This window comes from Amycolatopsis sp. NPDC114505 (assembly GCF_055633615.1).
Map to the genome: position 1 here is coordinate 3,340,032 of NZ_JBVKDV010000001.1, position 16,880 is coordinate 3,356,911.

Annotated in this window: 16 protein-coding genes; 7 read left to right on the forward strand and 9 right to left on the reverse strand. The window is 72.3% G+C overall.

The genetic code is table 11. From position 1 onward, the window contains the following. Window positions 1-81: 81 nt before the first annotated feature. Window positions 82-840 (reverse strand): IclR family transcriptional regulator, encoded by a 759-nt coding sequence (locus ACZ7OU_RS16555; protein ID WP_470255944.1) that lies wholly within the window; start codon window positions 838-840, stop codon window positions 82-84. Window positions 841-958: 118 nt separating this feature from the next. Next, window positions 959-1,624, reverse strand: coding sequence for a DUF4097 family beta strand repeat-containing protein (locus tag ACZ7OU_RS16560; protein ID WP_470255633.1), 666 nt, complete (start codon window positions 1,622-1,624; stop codon window positions 959-961). Window positions 1,625-1,888: 264 nt separating this feature from the next. Here ACZ7OU_RS16560 and ACZ7OU_RS16565 point away from each other — a divergent pair, with 264 nt between their 5' ends. After that, complete coding sequence (locus tag ACZ7OU_RS16565) at window positions 1,889-2,935, forward strand: DUF2235 domain-containing protein (RefSeq protein WP_470255634.1); 1,047 nt, start codon at window positions 1,889-1,891, stop codon at window positions 2,933-2,935. Between the two features lie 4 nt (window positions 2,936-2,939). On the opposite strand, the gene ACZ7OU_RS16570 is transcribed toward ACZ7OU_RS16565, so the two are convergent. Further along, window positions 2,940-3,821: a LysR family transcriptional regulator gene (locus ACZ7OU_RS16570; RefSeq protein ID WP_470255635.1), complete on the reverse strand. Its 882-nt coding sequence runs from the start codon at window positions 3,819-3,821 to the stop codon at window positions 2,940-2,942. 105 nt (window positions 3,822-3,926) lie between these two features. On the opposite strand from ACZ7OU_RS16570, the gene ACZ7OU_RS16575 reads away from it, so the two are divergent. Then, window positions 3,927-4,559: a dihydrofolate reductase family protein gene (locus ACZ7OU_RS16575; protein ID WP_470255636.1), complete on the forward strand. Its 633-nt coding sequence runs from the start codon at window positions 3,927-3,929 to the stop codon at window positions 4,557-4,559. A gap of 110 nt (window positions 4,560-4,669) precedes the next feature. Here ACZ7OU_RS16575 and ACZ7OU_RS16580 read toward each other — a convergent pair whose 3' ends face one another. Then, window positions 4,670-5,509: an alpha/beta fold hydrolase gene (locus ACZ7OU_RS16580; protein WP_470255637.1), complete on the reverse strand. Its 840-nt coding sequence runs from the start codon at window positions 5,507-5,509 to the stop codon at window positions 4,670-4,672. 100 nt (window positions 5,510-5,609) lie between these two features. Between ACZ7OU_RS16580 and ACZ7OU_RS16585 the strand changes: the two genes are divergently transcribed. Next, window positions 5,610-5,990 carry a winged helix-turn-helix transcriptional regulator gene (locus ACZ7OU_RS16585; RefSeq protein WP_470255638.1) on the forward strand — a complete coding sequence of 127 codons (381 nt, stop codon included), beginning with the start codon at window positions 5,610-5,612 and terminating at the stop codon, window positions 5,988-5,990. A gap of 9 nt (window positions 5,991-5,999) precedes the next feature. On the opposite strand, the gene ACZ7OU_RS16590 is transcribed toward ACZ7OU_RS16585, so the two are convergent. From ACZ7OU_RS16590 to ACZ7OU_RS16600, 3 genes are read right to left on the reverse strand one after another with little or no spacing between them, the layout of a single operon-like run. After that, entirely contained in the window at window positions 6,000-7,415 is a 1,416-nt protein-coding gene (locus tag ACZ7OU_RS16590) for an APC family permease (protein ID WP_470255639.1), read from the reverse strand. Between the two features lie 26 nt (window positions 7,416-7,441). Continuing rightward, entirely contained in the window at window positions 7,442-9,022 is a 1,581-nt protein-coding gene (locus tag ACZ7OU_RS16595) for an amidohydrolase (protein ID WP_470255640.1), read from the reverse strand. Beyond that, window positions 9,019-10,980, reverse strand: a complete 1,962-nt coding sequence (locus ACZ7OU_RS16600; protein ID WP_470255641.1) for a primary-amine oxidase — start codon at window positions 10,978-10,980, stop codon at window positions 9,019-9,021. The genes ACZ7OU_RS16595 and ACZ7OU_RS16600 overlap by 4 nt, the downstream gene beginning before the upstream one ends. An 85-nt stretch (window positions 10,981-11,065) precedes the next feature. Between ACZ7OU_RS16600 and ACZ7OU_RS16605 the strand changes: the two genes are divergently transcribed. Next, window positions 11,066-11,656 (forward strand): TetR/AcrR family transcriptional regulator, encoded by a 591-nt coding sequence (locus tag ACZ7OU_RS16605; protein ID WP_470255642.1) that lies wholly within the window; start codon window positions 11,066-11,068, stop codon window positions 11,654-11,656. On the opposite strand, the gene ACZ7OU_RS16610 is transcribed toward ACZ7OU_RS16605, so the two are convergent. Further along, complete coding sequence (locus tag ACZ7OU_RS16610) at window positions 11,634-12,332, reverse strand: TetR/AcrR family transcriptional regulator (RefSeq protein ID WP_470255643.1); 699 nt, start codon at window positions 12,330-12,332, stop codon at window positions 11,634-11,636. The two genes, ACZ7OU_RS16605 and ACZ7OU_RS16610, sit on opposite strands and share 23 nt — an antisense overlap. 68 nt (window positions 12,333-12,400) lie before the next feature. Between ACZ7OU_RS16610 and ACZ7OU_RS16615 the strand changes: the two genes are divergently transcribed. From ACZ7OU_RS16615 to ACZ7OU_RS16625, 3 genes are all read left to right on the forward strand, one after another. Then, complete coding sequence (locus ACZ7OU_RS16615; RefSeq protein ID WP_470255644.1) at window positions 12,401-13,510, forward strand: FAD-dependent oxidoreductase; 1,110 nt, start codon at window positions 12,401-12,403, stop codon at window positions 13,508-13,510. A 127-nt stretch (window positions 13,511-13,637) separates the two neighbouring features. Next, window positions 13,638-14,858, forward strand: a complete 1,221-nt coding sequence (locus ACZ7OU_RS16620; protein ID WP_470255645.1) for a cytochrome P450 family protein — start codon at window positions 13,638-13,640, stop codon at window positions 14,856-14,858. Window positions 14,859-14,925: 67 nt separating this feature from the next. Further along, window positions 14,926-15,294: an STAS domain-containing protein gene (locus ACZ7OU_RS16625; RefSeq protein ID WP_470255646.1), complete on the forward strand. Its 369-nt coding sequence runs from the start codon at window positions 14,926-14,928 to the stop codon at window positions 15,292-15,294. 34 nt (window positions 15,295-15,328) lie between these two features. On the opposite strand, the gene ACZ7OU_RS16630 is transcribed toward ACZ7OU_RS16625, so the two are convergent. Beyond that, window positions 15,329-16,879, reverse strand: coding sequence for a SpoIIE family protein phosphatase (locus ACZ7OU_RS16630; protein ID WP_470255647.1), 1,551 nt, complete (start codon window positions 16,877-16,879; stop codon window positions 15,329-15,331). Between the last annotated feature and the right edge of the window lies 1 nt (window position 16,880).

The window sequence follows — 16,880 nt, forward strand, 5'->3', positions numbered from 1 at the left end:
CTTCGTCCTCTCGTGGCGGGGCCCCCAGCGTGCGGGAACTCCCCGGCGCCCACGAAGGGCGTTTCCATAAGATGGAAAGCTTCAGGCGAGCGCGCGTGAGATCGCGCGGGCGCTGGTCATGACCAGCGGGGCCAGCTCGTGCGGCGACGCGCTGCCGTACCGCACGACCAGCGACACGGCGGCGACGACCTGCCCGCGCGCGTCGTGGATCGGCGCGCCCACCGAAAGGCTGTCGAGGGTCACCTGGCGCTCGCTGGTGGAGAAACCGTGGGTGCGCACGTCGGCCAGCAGGTGCCGCAGGCGGTCCGGATCGGTGACGGTCTCGGGCGTGTACCGCTCGATCGGGCTGCGCAGGACGTCTTCCTGCACGTCGGCGGGAGCGTGGGCGAGCAGGACTAGCCCGACCCCGGTCGCGGTGAGCGCGAACCGCCCGCCGACGCGGGTGAGCACGGGAACGGCTCCGGTCCCGGCGATCCGCTCGATGTAGACGACTTCGGTGCCTTCGCGGACGGCGAGCTGCACGTTCTCGCGGGTGATCTGGGAGAGGTCCTCGAGGAACGGCAGGGCGCGTTCACGCAGCCCCAGCCCCCGCGGGGCGAGCGACCCGAGCTCCCACAGCCGCAGCCCGACCCGGTAAACGCCGGATTCGTCCCGTTCGAGCGCGCCCCACTCGCAGAACTCCCGCAGGACGCGGTGCGCGGTGGCGGCGGGTATGCCGGCGCGGCGCGCGATCTCGCCGAGCCGCAGGGCGGGGTGGTCCGGGGTGAAGGCCCCGAGCACCCGCAGGGCCCGCCCGAGAACGGGCCCGGTGGATCCCGGAGCACGACCTCGACGCGGCACGGCCACCGAGCCTAGTGGACGGAGCCGGCCGCCCGGGTGGGCTGGCGGGCACCTTCGTCGCGGGGAAGGTGCCCGCCAGCCGTCACGTGCCCCCGGCGGTTTCTCCAGCACCGGCCGGTCAGAGGCCGCGGGCGACGATGTCGCCCTGGCTGGTGGTGGCGCGGATGGCGAGCCCGGGGGTGCCGTCGTTCTTGAGGGTGTTGTCGATGCGGCCGTAGGACGTGCCGGCGTCCAGCGACGCCGAGACGCCCGGGGCGGCGCCGATGCTGATGGAACCGGACTGGGCGGTCAGCGTGACCAGGCCGGCCGCCGCTTCGCCGATGCGGATGTCGCCGCGGGCGGTGGTGATCTCGGCCGGTCCGGCCAGGCGGCCGATCTCGACGTCGCCGTCGGTGGCGGTGAGGTGGACGCTCGCGGCTTCGTCGAGCTTGATGTGGCGGTACGCGCCGGTGAAGCTGACCTCGCCGAGGCGGCCGGTGCCGTCGAGCTCGCTGGCGGCGGTGGTGGCTTCCACGCGGGAGTCCGCGGGCAGCTCGACGGTGACCTCGATGGATCCCGAGGGGCCGAAGTACTGGTTCCGGCCCTGCGGGGTGTGGACGCGCAGGACGCCGTCGGCGTAGCTGACGGTGGTCTGCTCGGCCGCCTTGACGTCGCGGTTCTTGGCCGGGTCGGCCGGCCGGACCTCGACGGTGGTGTCGGCGCGGTCGGTGGCGGCGAGCCGGATGCGGCCGGCGGCGAGGTCGAAGGCGGCGGTGATCGGGAAGGCGGTGGCGAAGGTCTGCATCGGGTGCTCCTGGAGTTGTGGTCCCCCGTGGTGGGGACGAGAACCACCGTCGCGGATCTTGCTGACACCCGGCGGCCACCGCACTGACACGGCGGCTGACATGGTGGCTTCGGTCGCGCTCGGGCGCTCGATCTGGCTGACCGTCCACGGCCGAGTTTCGCCGGACGATCACCGGAACCGGGCCGACCCGGAAAGCTCCACCCCGGCGTAACGGGCGACCGTCCGGGCGCGACTCACGCGTGTCCGGCGGGCCGGGAGGGCACGATGAAGAAACGACTGGTGATCTGCTGCGACGGGACCTGGAACTCCCTCAAACAGCCGGCCCGGACGAATGTCGCGCGGGTGTGGAAGGCCGTGTCCGGCGAGTCCGCGGCCGGCACGCGTCAGCTGACCTGCTACATCGAGGGGGTCGGCGCCAACCTGCCCCTGGTCGGGCACCTGGCCGGCGGGGCGTTCGGCTGGGGCCTCTCGGCCAACGTGCGGGAGGCCTACCGGTTCGTCGTCGAGAACTACGCGCCCGGGGACGAGCTGTTCTTCTTCGGGTTCAGCCGCGGCGCCTACACCGCGCGCAGCACCGTGGGCCTCATCCGCAACTGCGGTGTCCTGCGCGCCGAGCACGCCGGCCTGATCGGGCAGGCGTACCGGCTCTACCGCGACCGCGACGTCGCGACCGGGCCGGACAGTCCCGCGGCGGTCCGGTTCCGCGACGAGCACGCCCAGGAGAACGTGACCCCCATCCGGTTCATCGGGGTGTGGGACACGGTCGGCGCGCTGGGCATCCCGCTGAGCGGCGGCCGGCTGCTCCACCGGTTCAACCGGCGCTGGCAGTTCCACGACATGACGCTGAGCTCGACCGTGCAGGCGGCCTTCCAGGCGCTGGCGGTGGACGAGCACCGGAAGTCCTACGTCCCGGCCGTCTGGCTGCCCTCGTTCAAACGGGCGGAGCAGAACCAGGAACGGGAGCAGGTCTGGTTCGCCGGCGCGCATTCCGACGTCGGCGGCGGGTACCGGGAGCACGACCTGTCGGACCTCGCCCTGCGGTGGCTGGCGGACCGGGCCGAGCGGTGCGGTCTCGAGTTCGGCCAGGGTGCGCTCGGGGACCTGGCCGAAGCGGACCCGGCCGGGGAGCTGCACAACTCCCTCAACGCGTTCTTCCGGCTGTTCGGCTCGGCCGACCGCCCGATCGGCGCGGCGGACGGGCCGTCGGAGTCACTGGCGTCCAGCGCCCGCGACCGGCACCAGTCGATGGCGTACTCGCCCGCGAACCTCGTGACCTACCTCGAAGGCAGCCCCAAGATCACCACGGTCTGAGCTTTCAGGATCCTCCCGGCACCGACGCCGCGGCTTCGGCCAGCGCGGCGAGCAGGGCGGTGGTGGCGGGCGGATCGGGAGGTTCGCCGTAGGTCGCCGCGTAGATGTGCTGACGCGACCCGGGCAGCTCGCTCGCCTCGATCCCGTCGACGCGGTGGGCGCGCAGCGCCAGCCCCGGACTGGTCGTCACGCCCAGCCCGGCGACGACCAGCGCCTGCATGACGACCATGTCGTCGGACGTGTACCCGATCCGCGGTTCGAAACCCTGCTCGGCGCACATCGAGAGCAGGTGGACGCGGCACCGGTCGCAGCCGGCGATCCAGGTGGCGTCGCGCAGGGTGGCCAGCGTCTGCCCGGGGCGGGTGGACAGCAGGTACAGCGGGTCGTCGAGCAGGTGGTGCAGGCGGACGTCCGGCGGTTCGGGCTCGGTGTCGTCGTAGCGGAAGATGATCGCGACGTCGATCCTGCCGGTGCGCAGCAGTTCCAGCGCTTCGGGCGGTTCCGTGTCGGTGAGGCCGATCTCCAGCCCGGGGTGCGCGGCCGTCAGCGCGGCCACCGCCCGCGGGATGAGCGAGCCGATCACGGACGAGAAGCTGGCCACGCGCACCCGTCCGGCGCTCAGGCCGACGTGGGCGGACAGCTCGGCGTCGGCGGCGTCGATCCGCCCGAGGATCTCGGCGGCCCGGGACGCCAGCAGCTGCCCGGCCGGGGTGAGCCGGACGCCGCGCCCGGCTCGTTGCAGCAGCTGGGCGCCGGTCTCGGCTTCGAGCCGGGCGAGGTGGTGGCTGACGGTCGGCTGCGTGTAGTGCAGCTCCTTCGCCGCCGCGGTGACCGAGCCGAACCGCGCGAGCGCGTCGATGACGCGCAGTCTGGTGACGTCCAGCATGCATCGACTTTATCTATGGAATGGCATGAACATCGCCATTGGACGGACGAGCGGATTCCCTGCACGATCGACGGCACCGACACCGCCACGCAAGGAGCAGCGACCATGTCCCTCGTCCGCGTCCACAGCTTTTCCCTTTCCCTCGACGGTTTCGGCACCGGCGAGGGCCAGACCGCCGACGCCCACTTCGGGCACGCCGGGGACCGGCTGCACGAGTGGATGTTCACGACCCGGTGGTGGCAGCCCGGCGGCAGCGGCGGCGTCGACGACACCTTCATCCGGCAGCACGACCCCGGGATCGGCGCCGAGATCATGGGCGCCGGGAAGTTCGGCCACCCCGGCTGGCACGAGGACCCGGACTGGAAGGGGCCGTGGGGCCCGAACCCGCCGTTCCACACGCCGGTCTTCGTGCTCACCCACCACGTGCGCCCGCCGATCGAGATGGAGGGCGGCACGACGTTCCACTTCCTCGACGCGTCCCCCGCCGAAGCGCTCGACGTGGCCCGCGAAGCGGCGCAGGGCAAGGACGTCCGCTTGGGCGGCGGCGCGACGACGATCCGCGAGTTCCTCGCGGCCGGGCTCGTCGACCACCTGCACGTCGTGATCGTCCCGATCGTGCTCGGGCGCGGGGTGCGCCTGTGGGACGACCTGGAGGGCCTGGAGAAGGACTACCAGGTCGAGGCGACGTCGTCCCCGAGCGGCGTCACGCACGTGACCTTCACCCGCACCACCGGCTGACCGGAGGATCAGCGCACCGCGGCGAGACAGCCGGCCGGGGGCCCGGCTGTCCGTCATCCGGCTCCGCTCGTCGAGTGCCGGCACCGCCCGGTCGGCTCGAGCGTATCCGCTCACCGGCCGGCGGAGACGCGTGAACCACCGGACTTCAGCAGCGGAACCAGGGCGTCCGGGCGGTCCAGCGGGATGATGTGGCCGCAGTCCTCGAGGACGTGGGACTCGAGGACGTCGGCCACCGGGCGCAGCTGGCGGGCGAGGGTGTCGCCCACCGGGTGGGCGCCGATCGCCACGGTGGGCACCGTGAGCCGGGCCGTCGCGACCGCCTCCGCGATCTGCCGCGCGCTCTCGGGCATGGCCCGGTAGTGGGCGAACGCGCCGCGCAGCGCGTCGCGGCCGGTGTAGGCGGTGGTGAAGTGGTCCCGGAGCCCGGCCGGTACGCCCCGGCGGGTGCCGGTGTCGAGGAACCAACCGATGTACTCGGCTTCGTGCCCGGTGAGGACCGTCTCGGCGAGGCCGGGGACGGCGTGGAACCCGAACCACCACGGCGGCCCGCCGGCGAGGAAGTCTTCGGCGCCGGGGAGGCGGCCGAGCAGGGACTCCATGAGGACGAGCCGGTGGACGCGCTCGGGGCGCGTCAGGGCGAGGAGGAAGGCGGGCGGGGTGCCCGCGTCGATGCCGGCGATCGTCGCCGCCGGTTCGCCGAGGGCGTCGAGGAGGGCTTCGGCGTCGGCGGCGAGGGTGCCGGCGTCGTACCCGCCGCCGGCGCGGGTGGTCGCGCCGAGGCCGCGCAGGTCGGGCGCGATGACGCGGTGGTGCGGGGTCAGGTGCGGGATGACCGCGCTCCAGACGCGCCAGGTGTGCGGGAAGCCGTGCAGCAGCAGGAGCGCGGGTCCCCGGCCGCCGACGGCGACGTTGACCTCGATGCCGTTCGCGGTGATCCGGTGTTCGCGCACGATGCCTCCCGGGGGCGGTTACCATTGGTTAGTGGCTAACGGTAGGTAACGACCGAGGCCCGGCCAAGACGGCACTTCCCCGACAGGTGGTGAGCTCCAGGTGACCCCCTCACCGAAGGGCACGCGCGGCGACCTCTTCGACCCCGCGTGCCCGACCCGGAGGCTGCTCGACCGGATCGGCACCAAGTGGACGTCGATGGCGGTCAAGGTGCTGGCCGAGGCCGGCCCGGCCGAGGTGCGGTTCGCGGACCTGCAGCGACGGATGCCGGGGGTGTCGCAGAAGATGCTGTCCGTGACGCTGCGGAGCCTCACCCACGACGGCCTGGTGGCGCGCCGGGTCGAGCCGACGGTGCCGCCGAAGGTCCACTACCGCCTCACCGACCTGGGGCGCTCGCTCGAGGTGCCGCTGGCCGCCCTGCGGAACTGGGCCGAGGAGAACATGCCGGTGATCGACCGGGCCAACGCCGCCGCCCAGGACTGACGGACGCCTTCACCGGCTCGGGCGGGTGAACCGAGCCACCACGAGGCCCGCGGCGAAGAACAGCACCACGAGCGCCAGCAGGATGGCCGCCAGCGTCGCCGAGCCGCTGATCAACGTCGTGAAGTTCACCAGCACCAGTACCGTCACCCCGACGATCCCCGCCAGGCCGAGCGCGGGCGCGACGCGCGTGTGCCAGAGCCGCGGGTCGACCCGGTTCCGCGCGAAGAACACGATGATCGCGACGCCCGTGAGCACCATCAGCGCCAGGATGCTGACCGTCGCCAGCCCGGACATCCACGTGAACAGGTTCAGCACCGGATCGCTGCCCGCGAGGACGAACACCGCCAGGATCACGGCCGCCGACGCCGACTGCGTGAGCGAGCCGATGTGCGGCGAGCCGTGCCGTCGGTGCGTGCGGGCCAGTGCCTCCGGGCCGGCGCCCTGGCGGCCGAGGGCGTAGAGGTAGCGCGCGATCGCGTTGTGGAACGCCAGCAGCGCGGCGAAGAGACTCGTCAGCAGCAGGACGTTCATGATGTCGGCGTACGTGCCGCCGAGGTACTGGGCGGCCGCGCTGAAGACGAGACCCGCGGTGTCGCCGCCGGCCGCGGCCTCCACCTTCGACGGCCCGTAGGCGATGACCATCGTCCAGCTGCAGACCGCGTAGAACACGCCGATCAGCAGGACGGCGATGTAGGTCGCCTTCGGGATGGTGCGTTTCGGGGACCGCGCTTCCTCGCCGTAGATCGCGGTCGCCTCGAACCCGATGAACGACGCGACGGCGAACATGATCGCGATCCCCGGGGCGCCGTGGAAGAAGCCCGCCGGGCTGAACGAGCCGGCCGAATACCCCTCCGGGCCGCCCTTGACGAGGATCGTCACGGCGAGCACGGCCAGCACGCTCATCTCGAGCACCAGCATCACGCCGAGCACCCGGGCCCCGAGGTCGATGCTGCGGTAACCGAGCGGGGCCACGACGAGCAGCAGCACCCCGGCGAGGACCCACCACGGGATCGACGGCCCGCCGTAGTGGGTGATGAGGCCCTGCAGGGTCGTCGCGGCCAGGCCGTAGATCCCGGCCTGGATGGCGGTGTAGGTCAGCAGCGCCAGCCCGGCCGCGCCGAGCCCGGTCGCCGGGCCCAGCCCGCGCGTGACGTAGGCGTAGAACGCGCCCGCGTCGACGACGTGGTGGCTCATGGTCGCGTAGCCGACGCTGAACAGCAGCAGCACGACCGCGACGACGACGTAGGCGAGCGGGACGCCCGGCCCGTTGCTGATCGCGAGCATGACCGGCAGCGCGCCGCCGATCGCGGTCAGCGGGGCGGCGGCCGCGACGACGAGGAAGACGATCCCGGCGATCCCGATGGAACCGCGCAGGGTGTGACCGGTGTCGGTGGAGGGGACGGGAGTGGTGCCCGGTTCGGCCATGGTCGGCTCCGAGGGAGACGGGGGCGTCAGGGATTGGACGGCTCGTGGTGGTGGACGAGCCGTCCGGCGAAGTACGTCCGCTCGACCACGGTGGCGTGGATGTCGCCGGGGTCGATCTCGAACAGGTTCCGGTCCAGCACGAGGAAGTCGGCCGCGTACCCGGGCGCCGGCCGGCCCGCGACGTCGTCGATCCCCATCGCCTTCGCCGGGTTGGTCGTGAAGGCGGCCAGCGCTTCCTCGACGGTGACGGCCTGACCGGGGTTGAGCGTGCCGGGGAACCGGCCGTCCGGGTTCGCGCGGGTGACCAGGGTTTCCAGGCCGGTCCACGGGTCGGGCGTCGGCGCGGCGCACGGCCAGTCCGAACCGGCCGCGACGAGCGCGCCCGAGTCGACGAGGTCCCGCACCGGCCAGGACTCCTCGATCAGCGCCGGCTCGATCTGCACGCCGATGCTGTCCTGGATGACGCTGGGGTACCAGATGTAGGGGGAGAGGTCGGCGACGACGTCCAGCGCGCCGAACCGGCCGATGTCGTCGCGGTGGACGAACTCCGCGTGGGCGATCTGCAGGCCGATGCCCGACCCCGCCCGCCGGATCCGCTCGGCGGCGTCGAGCACCAGCCGGACCGACGCGTCGCCGGTCGCGTGGAGCTTCGCGCCCAGCCCCAGTTCGGTGCACCGGGTCAGCTGCTCGACCAGCTCCGGCAGGGTCCAGTAGGCCTCGCCGCGGAACGGTTCTTCCCCGTGGTGACACCGATAAGGCGCCAGCAGCGCGGTGGTGCGGGTCATCGGGACGCCGTCGAGCACGATCTTGACGAAGTCGGGGCGCACCAGCTCCCCGCGCAGCTTTTCCAGCTGCGCGAACAGGTCCTCGCCGACGACGCCGTCTTCGAGGAACGGCCTCGCCGGTCCGGAGAGGACGACCCGGGCGTTGAGCTCACCCGCGGCTTCGAGGTCGTGCAGCGCGGTCGCGGGCCCGAGCATCGTGGCCGCTTCCTGCGCGGAGGTGACGCCGTAGCCGTTGAGGACCTCGATCGCGCGGCGCACGGCGGTGGCCGTCCGCGCCGGGAGGTCGGTGATCGAGCGGGCGAAAGCGCTTTCGGCCTGCGCGGACGCCGCTTCGTGCAGCACGCCGGTCAGCCGGCCTTCGGCGTCGCGGACGTACCGGCCGCCTTCCGGGTCCGGCGAATCGGCCCCGACGCCCATCGCTTCGAACGCCTTCGAGCTGACCCACCGGTTGTGCATGCTGTCGTCGCGCAGCAGGACCGGCCGGCCGCCGGCGAGCCACGCGTCCGGAGTGAGCTTTTCCGCCCACTCACGGACTTTCTCCAGGATCGTGGCCAGGTCGTCGGTCGGCAGCAGGGGCAGTTCGAAGGCGGCCTGGCTGCCGCCGAGGTTGAGGTGGACGTGCCCGTCGATCAGGCCCGGCACCACCAGCGCGCCCCCGACGTCGTGGACCACCGTGTCCGGCCCGATGAACGCCTGGACGTCGGCGTCGCTGCCGACCGCGACGAGCACGCCGTCGCGCACGGCCAGCGCTTCGGCCCACGGCTGCGCCGGGTCCTGCGTCCGGATCCGGCCGCCGGTGACGACGAGGGTCGCGGGGGTCATGCCTGGCCTCCCTCGTGGTGGCAGTGCGCGCTCGCCGACGGCGGCACGTCCAGCGTCGGGTTGCGGTCGAAGAACCCGACCGGCTTGAGGGTGAAGCCCGTGTGGTCGACCGGCATGATCGGCCAGTCCTCGGGGCGCGGCACGTGGGTGAGGCCGAAGGTGTGCCAGACGACGACGTCCTCGCCGTCCAGCGAGCGGTCCTGGGCCGCGTAGGCCGGGAGCCCGGCCCCGCCGGCGTGCTGGTTGACGAAGTCGCCCCCCGAATACCGTTCGGCCGGGTCGTAGCGCGTCACCCACAGGTGTTTCGTGGCGAACCCGGCGCGCCGCGCGATGGACGACGCCGGGTCGGCGAGCAGGGTCGGCAGGCCTTCCGGGATCAGCGCGTAGCCGACCGGGCGGCCGAGGCGGTTCTCGCGGCCGGGGTTGACGATGTGCCAGGCCCGGTTGCGGCCGGGATCGGCGTCGCGCTGCGCTTCGGACTCCCTCTCGAGGACGGTCCGGCGCGTGGTGAAAGCGTTTCCCCGCGGGTTGTCCGGCCCGATCGGCACACGTTCGACGTCGATTTCCTCGACGCGGTTGTGGACGCCGTCGACGGTCATGTCGAGCCGCGCGCTGAACAGGTGCTGGTGCAGCGGCGCGCCGAGCCCGGGTGCGATCTGCGACGCATATGGGTAGTCGCCGCCGTCGTGGGCCGAGGTGAAGACGACGCCGGTCGCCTTGGTCTCGAACGCGATCGTGCCGTCCAGGGAGAAGTACCAGTAGAAGCCGTAGTCGTAGTTGCCGACCGTGGTGAAGAACGAGACGACCAGCCGGCGCTGCCGCCGCGTCTGGGCCGAGCCGGACCACAGATCCGTGTGCTTCCACAGGATCCCGAAGTCCTCTTCGTGGATGCAGATGGCGTTCGGGAGGGTCTTCGGCTCACCCCGTTCGTCCGCGATCACCGCGTCCAGGTAGGTGATCTCGCCGAGGCAGTCGCAGCCGAGCTCGAGCGCGTTCGCGTACCGGCCGACGAGGTACTCGCCGGTGTCGAAGTAGTTCTGCCACGACCGCACCGGCGCCGGGTCGGCGTAGGGCACCACCATCTCGGCGATCGACGCGCGGTGGACGATCGGGCGGACGCCAGTACCACCACCGCCTTCGTCGAAGCCGATCTGGTGCAGCACCAGGCCTTCCCGGGCGTCGAACCCGACGCGCAGCGACCACTTCTCCCACGTGAGGAGGTTGCCGTCGAGGTGCAGGCTCGACCCTTCGGGCTGGGTGATCTCGATCGGCTTCTGCGTGGTGCGCGGGGGACCGCTGACCGCGGGGTCGTCGTAGTTGCCGGACTCGCGCGGCACCGGTACCGCGCCGCTGTCGATGACCTGGTCGACGACCCGGTTCATCGTGTCGACGTAGGCGACGAGGCCGTCGATCGGGTGGGCCCACGCCGAGTCGGTTTCCTGCTCCTGCAGGAAAGCCAGGCCGCGCAGGATCCGCCGGCCGGACTCGCCCGGGTATTCGTCGGCGTAGACGCCGGCGGAAAGCGGGGCCACGCGGATATTCTCGACAGCCAGACCGCGGGCTTCGAGCGCGGCGAGCCAGCGTTCGTCGGTCGAGAGGACCTGCTCGACGAGCTCGAACTCCTCGTCCAGTACGGGAAGCTGGCCGCTGGTCGCGGTGTCGAGCTCGGTGGCGGAAACGACTTCGGCGGCGAGCACGTCGATGACGACGTCCCGCGACACCTGGGTCTCGAGGTCCAGCAGCAGCGCGCGGAACCGGCGGCCCGCGGTGCCGTCGAGCACTTCGGCTTTCGGCGGTTCTTCGAGGCCGGCGTAGACGAACCGGGTGCTTTCGGCGACCAGTCCGGCCTTCTCGGCGGTTTCGCGGACGGTCCGGATCTCTTCGGCCGTCACCGGGGCGAGCGGATGCTGAGGCATCGGCGTCCTCCTTGAGCGCGTGGCGGCAACTATACTGAGCACTTGTACAAAATAAAGAGGGCCGAAAGTCACGGCTGGGTCACGGCCTAGGCTGGCAGGACGTGCCGCCGTCGGAAAGAGAGCACCCGTGCCCAAGGTTGTCGATCACGACGCGCGCCGCCGGGAGATCATCGGGGTGGTCTGGCGGCTCGTCGCCGAGGAGGGCATCCAGTCGGTGACCACCCGGCGGATCGCCGAAGCGGCCGGCTTCGCGAACGGGGCGCTGCTCTACTACTTCCCGAACAAGGACGCCGTCCTCACCGCTGCCTTCCAGCACATCTTCGACGCGACCAACACCCGCGCCGACAAAGCGGAAGGGGATCGCCACGGCCTGGCCGGACTCCGGACGCTGTGCCTGGAGATCATGCCGCTGGACGAGGAGCGCCGCACCGAGGCGCGGCTGGCGATCACGTTCTGGCAGCAGGCGCTGAACTCACCCGAAAAGGCCGAGATGCACACGGGCTTCATGAACTGCTGGCGCGTGGAGATGAGCGCCCTCCTGGCGGAGGCGGCGGCCGACGGCGAGATCGGCGAGCCGCCGAGCATCGACGCCGTCGTGGACGAGCTGCTCTCGATGCTCATGGGCCTGCAGATCCTCGGTGTCCTCTCGCCGAGGGAGGCCACCCCGGAGCGGCAGCTCGGTCAGCTCGACGAGTTCATCGCGCGTCTCCGCCGCTGACGGTCACGCCGGCTCCGATGCCGTCGAGGAGGAAGCCGAGGCCGGTCCGGAAGGTCTGCTCGGCGTTGAGGTGCGCGGCGTCGCGGACGACCGTCTCCAGCGCGGGGTACCGGCCGGTCGCGAACATCCGTTCCAGGTAAGGGCCGTAGGCGGACTGCCACGCTCGCTGGTCCAGCCCGGAGCTTCGCTCGGCGCGCCGCTCGGCGATCTCGCGGCGGACCGTGCCGATCACGAACGCGTCGACCGCGCTGACCACCGGCATCACGACGTCCACGTCGATGCTGCCCAGCGCGGACAGCACGGCCTCGCCCCTGGCCAGCGCGTTCGGCCCGAGCTGGGGCCGCCCGCCGATCAGGTCGGCGAGCCACTCGTGCCGGTGCGCGGCTCGCCGGGTCAGCTCGGCGACCGACGTCAGCACCTCCCGCCAGTCGTCCCCGGCCGGCCGGATCTCGGCGTAGACCGCGTCGACCATCAGGTCGAGCAGCTCGTCCTTGGTGGCGAGGTAGCCGTACAGCCGCATCGGCCCGACGTCGAGGGCGGCGGCGACCTTGCGCAGCGACACCGCTTCCAGGCCGGCCGCGTCGGCCAGCGCGATCGCCGCCTTGACGATCCGCTCCCGGCTCAGCGGGCCCGGCACCGGCCGGTCCGGCGGCTCCGGCCGTTCCCACACCACCATGCGGGTGACAGTACATCGCATCCTTCGATACAGTGTATTTGACAATACGGTGTATCGAAGGGGGACCCATGAAGATCGCCATCGTCGGCGCCGGGCCGGGTGGCCTGGCCCTCGCCCGGATGCTGCACGTGAAGGGCATCGACGCCGTCGTGTACGAACGCGAGTCCTCGCGTGACGCGCGTGGCCAGGGCGGCATGCTCGACATCCACTCCGGCCAGCGGGCGCTGCGCGAGACCGGCCTGATCGAGGGGTTCCACGCGATCGCCCGGGGTGAAGGCCAGGACATGCGGCTGCTCGAGCCGGACGGCACCTTGCTGCTCCAAGAGGACACGCCCGACGACGCGCCGCTCCTGCGGCCCGAGGTCGACCGCGCCGATCTGCGCGACCTGCTGCTGGACTCCATCCCCGGCGACGCGGTGCGCTGGGGGCACGCGTTCGAGTCCGCCGGCGACGGTGTCGTGCGGTTCACCGATGGCCGCAGTGCGCCCTACGACCTGCTGGTCGGCGCGGACGGCGCGCAGTCCCGGGTCCGCGCGCTGGTCACCGACGCCCGCCCGGCGCACATCGGCCAGAACGCCGTCGAGGTCGGCATTCCCGACGTCGACCGCACGCACCCGGACCTCGCGGCGATGGTCGGGCGCGGCAACTACTGGGTGCTCGGCGACGGGAAGTCCCTGGTGGCGCAGCGCAACGGCGACGGCCGCGTCCGCATCGGCCTCAGCTTCTACCACACCGGCGAGGACTTCTTCGCCACCACCGGGATCCCGTTCGACGACCCGGCCGCCGCCCGGGCGCGGCTGATCGAGCTGCTCCCCGGCTGGGACCCGCGGTTCACCGCGCTGATCGCGGCCTGCGACGACACGGTCCTGGGGCGGCCGTTCTTCACCCTTCCGGTCGGCCTGACCTGGCCGTCGAAGGCGGACGTCACGCTGCTCGGCGACGCCGCGCACCTGATGCCCGCGGTGGGCGAGGGCGCCAACATGGCCCTGCTCGACGGTGTCTCGCTCGGTCTCGCGCTGGCCGCGCACCCGGACGACGTCCCCGCCGCCATCGCCGAGTACGAAAGCGAAATGTTCGAACGCACCGGCGCCGTCGGCCGGAAGTCCGCGGAGATGAAGGAACTGCTGATGTCGCCGGACGCCGCGCGGCGACTGCTCGCGTTCTTCCAGCCGAGCTGACGGCGGGCAGGGGGCACCCCTATTCGTGGTGCTCATTCTCCCACCACCGTGCCGGAATCCGCTGCCCTGCTGGTAAAACCGGAAGGACGGCCTACGGTTAGGCCGGTCCGGCTGCGGGAGGAACCAGATGACCAGGGGCAACGTCTTGCGGCTCGACGTGACCGGCCAGGACGTGCACGGAGAGGGACGGCTCCTGCGGGCCGAAGGCTCGGCCGGGCTCGTGGAGCTGCCCGGCGGCGTCCCGGCGTGGGCGGTCGCGGACGCGGCCACCCTGCGCAAGCTCCTGACCGACCCCCGGGTGTCGAAGGACCCCCGCGCGCACTGGACCGCGTTGCGCGAAGGGCGGATCGGTGAGGACTGGCCGCTGCTGATCTGGGTGTCGGTCCGCAACATGTTCACCACCTACGGCGCCGACCACCGGCGGCTGCGGGCCTTGGTGTCCAAGGCTTTCACCGTGCGCCAGGTGGAGGCCATGCGCCCGGAGGTCGAGCAGATCACGACCGGGCTGCTCGACCGGCTCGAACGCAGGGGTGCGGGACCGGTCGACCTGCGCGAGGAGTTCGCCTACCCACTGCCGGTCGAGGTGATCTGCCGGCTCTTCGGCGTGCCGGCCGACCGGCGGTCCGCCGTGCGTTCGGTCGTGGACACCATCTTCGACACCACCGTCACCGCCGAACAGGCCCAGGCGAACTCGCTGGAGCTGTACGAGCTCATGCGCGGCCTGGTCGCCGACAAGACCGCGAACCCCGGCGACGACCTCACCAGCGCCCTGATCACCGCGCGGGCCGAGGACGCCACCCGGCTCGACGCCGACGAGCTGGTCGACACCCTCATCCTCATGCTCACGGCGGGCCACGAGACCACCGTCAACCTGCTCGACCACGCCGTCACGGCCCTCCTGACCCATCCCGACCAGCTCGCCGCCGTCCTGCGCGGCGACCACACGTGGGCCGCGGTCATCGAGGAAACGCTGCGCTGGCAGGCTCCCGTGCCGTACCTGCCGCTGCGGTACGCGATCGAGGACATCGCGCTGGACGACGGCACGATCATCGGCCAGGGCGAAGCGATCATCGCGGCGTACGCGTCGGCCGGCCGCGACCCGGCCGAACACGGCGTCACGGCCGAGGAGTTCGACCTGTCCCGCGAAGACAAGCAGCACCTGGCGTTCGGGCACGGCGTGCACTTCTGCCTGGGTGCGCCGCTGGCCCGGCTCGAGGCCGCGATCGCCCTGCCCGCGCTGTTCGCGCGGTTCCCCGGGCTCCGGCTGGCGGTGGACCCGGCGGAGCTGACCACGGTGCCGTCGTTCCTGTCCAACGGTCACACCGCCATCCCGGCTCTGCTCGGTTGACGCCCGGAGCGTGTACGGTGGCGCGACGGCGGTTCCGTCGCACGGTTTTCCGTTGAGGAGGCCCACCGTGGCTTCAGGGTCCTTCGAGGTGAGCACGACCGCCGAGGCGACGGTCGTCACGGCGGCGGGTGACCTCGACCTCGCCGTCACGGACGACCTCATGGCCCTGCTTGACCGCGAACTCAGGCGCCGACCGGCGGCCCTGGTGTTCGACGCGGCGGCGGTCACGTTCTGCGCGGCCCGGGTCCTGACGATCATGGTGGACACCACGGCCGACGCCGTTCTGCACGGAGTGCCGTTCGCACTGGCGGGCCGCACGAGATCGCTGCTGCGGCCGATCGCGACGCTCGGCCTGGACCGCGTCCTCCCGATCCACCACGACACGCGGGAAGCGCTGGCCTGGCTGGCCGCGGTCCCGCTGCTGACCGACCGCTAGGCGAACTGCCGCACTGCCGTACTCGCCGAGCGGGTCAGGCGTGGCGGCGGAAGGCCAGCAGGGCGATGTCGTCCTGGGCGTCGCGGCCGAACTCGTCCAGCAGCTTGTCGCACAGCACCTCGAGGTCCGCGTCGTGCGCAACGGCTCCGGCCAGGGCCGCCATCCCCGCGTCGAGGTCCGTGCCCGAGCGCTCGATGAGCCCGTCGGTGATCAGGAGCGCCAGGGTGCCCACCGGGAGCTCGAGCTTCGTCGCCGGGGGACGGCGGAGGCCGACGCCGAGCAGCGGGCCGCGGATGTCGAGGTAGCGCGTTCCGGTGGCGTCGGCCAGCAGCGGCGGGATGTGCCCCGCGCAGGCCACCTCCGTCGCGCCGGTCGCCGGGTCCAGGAGCATCAGGCACGCGGTCGTCAGGCCGTCGGGGTGGAAGCGGCTCACCAGCGCGTCGAGGCGGTCGAGGATCTCCACCAGGCCGTGCCCTTCGACGGCGTACGCGCGCAACGCGTGCCGCACTTCGCCCATCACCAGCGCCGCCTGGAGGGAGTGGCCCGAGACGTCGCCCACCGCGATGAGGAGGCGCCCGTCGAGCTCGGTGACCTCGTAGAAGTCGCCGCCGATCTCGGTGTGGCTCGACGCCGGGAGGTAGCGGGCCGCCATCGGCAGCTCACGGCTGCTCGGGAGCCGGCGCGGCAGCAGGCTCCGCTGCAGCGCGACGGCCAGGTCGCGCTCCCGGGACAGGGTGCGCAGGGCGTCGGCGGCCAGCGCGCTCACCTGGCCGAGCTGGATCAGCACGTCGCGGTCCTGGTCGGTGGCCGCCACGGCGTCGTCGACCGCGACGCACACCACGTCGGCGCCCGGTTTCGCCCGGGCCAGCACGATCGTCGACCCGCGCCCGGGCCGCCACCCGAGCTCGTGCCCGCCGCTGACGGTGGTGCGCATGTGGGGCTGCAGCAGCGACGCGGTCAGGTTGTCGAGCACGGCGGGCTCGGTGCCGGTGGCCTGCCGGTGGTCCACGGCGGCGCTCGCGGTGCGCACCGAGCCCTGCGGCGTCGTCGCCAGCGCGCTCGCCGGGGCCGCGAAGATCGCCGCCGCGCCCGCCGCGACCGCGGCGAGGAAGCCGTCGAACGTCGTCGCGGAGTTGATCGCGAGCGTGGCTTCGGTGAGCTTCGTGAGCCGGCGGGCCAGCAGCTCGGCCACGGCGCGGGCGCGGTGGTAGCGCAGCGCCGATTCGACCACCGCGACCAGCTCGGCCGGGTCCACCGGTTCGACGAGGTAGCCGTCGGCGCCGCGGTTGAGCCCGCGGGCCCGGTCGTCGATCTCGATGGCGGTGGCGGACATGTGGATCACCGGGATGGCGGAGGTCGCCGGGTCCGCCTTGATCCGCTCGCAGACCTCGATCCCGCTGATGTCGGGGAGGTTGACGTCGAGCAGGACGAGGTCCGGCCGGTGCTCGGCGACCGCTTCGAGCCCGGCGCCGCCGGTGCCCACCTCGACGACGCGGTAGCCGTTGCGGCGCAACCAGCTGCTCGCCAGGTAGCGGCTGGCTTCCATGTCGTCGACGATCAGGATGGTCGCGGCCGGCTTCGCCATT

Excerpts from the sequence above, each read along its gene's own strand:
- ACZ7OU_RS16560 (WP_470255633.1), bottom strand. The coding sequence starts at position 1,624 with ATGCAGACCTTCGCCACCGCCTTCCCGATCACCGCCGCCTTCGACCTC.
- ACZ7OU_RS16565 (WP_470255634.1), top strand. The coding sequence starts at position 1,889 with ATGAAGAAACGACTGGTGATCTGCTGCGACGGGACCTGGAACTCCCTC.
- ACZ7OU_RS16570 (WP_470255635.1), bottom strand. The coding sequence starts at position 3,821 with ATGCTGGACGTCACCAGACTGCGCGTCATCGACGCGCTCGCGCGGTTC.
- ACZ7OU_RS16575 (WP_470255636.1), top strand. The coding sequence starts at position 3,927 with ATGTCCCTCGTCCGCGTCCACAGCTTTTCCCTTTCCCTCGACGGTTTC.
- ACZ7OU_RS16590 (WP_470255639.1), bottom strand. The coding sequence starts at position 7,415 with ATGGCCGAACCGGGCACCACTCCCGTCCCCTCCACCGACACCGGTCAC.
- ACZ7OU_RS16595 (WP_470255640.1), bottom strand. The coding sequence starts at position 9,022 with ATGACCCCCGCGACCCTCGTCGTCACCGGCGGCCGGATCCGGACGCAG.
- ACZ7OU_RS16610 (WP_470255643.1), bottom strand. The coding sequence starts at position 12,332 with ATGGTGGTGTGGGAACGGCCGGAGCCGCCGGACCGGCCGGTGCCGGGC.
- ACZ7OU_RS16615 (WP_470255644.1), top strand. The coding sequence starts at position 12,401 with ATGAAGATCGCCATCGTCGGCGCCGGGCCGGGTGGCCTGGCCCTCGCC.
- ACZ7OU_RS16620 (WP_470255645.1), top strand. The coding sequence starts at position 13,638 with ATGACCAGGGGCAACGTCTTGCGGCTCGACGTGACCGGCCAGGACGTG.
- ACZ7OU_RS16630 (WP_470255647.1), bottom strand. The coding sequence starts at position 16,879 with ATGGCGAAGCCGGCCGCGACCATCCTGATCGTCGACGACATGGAAGCC.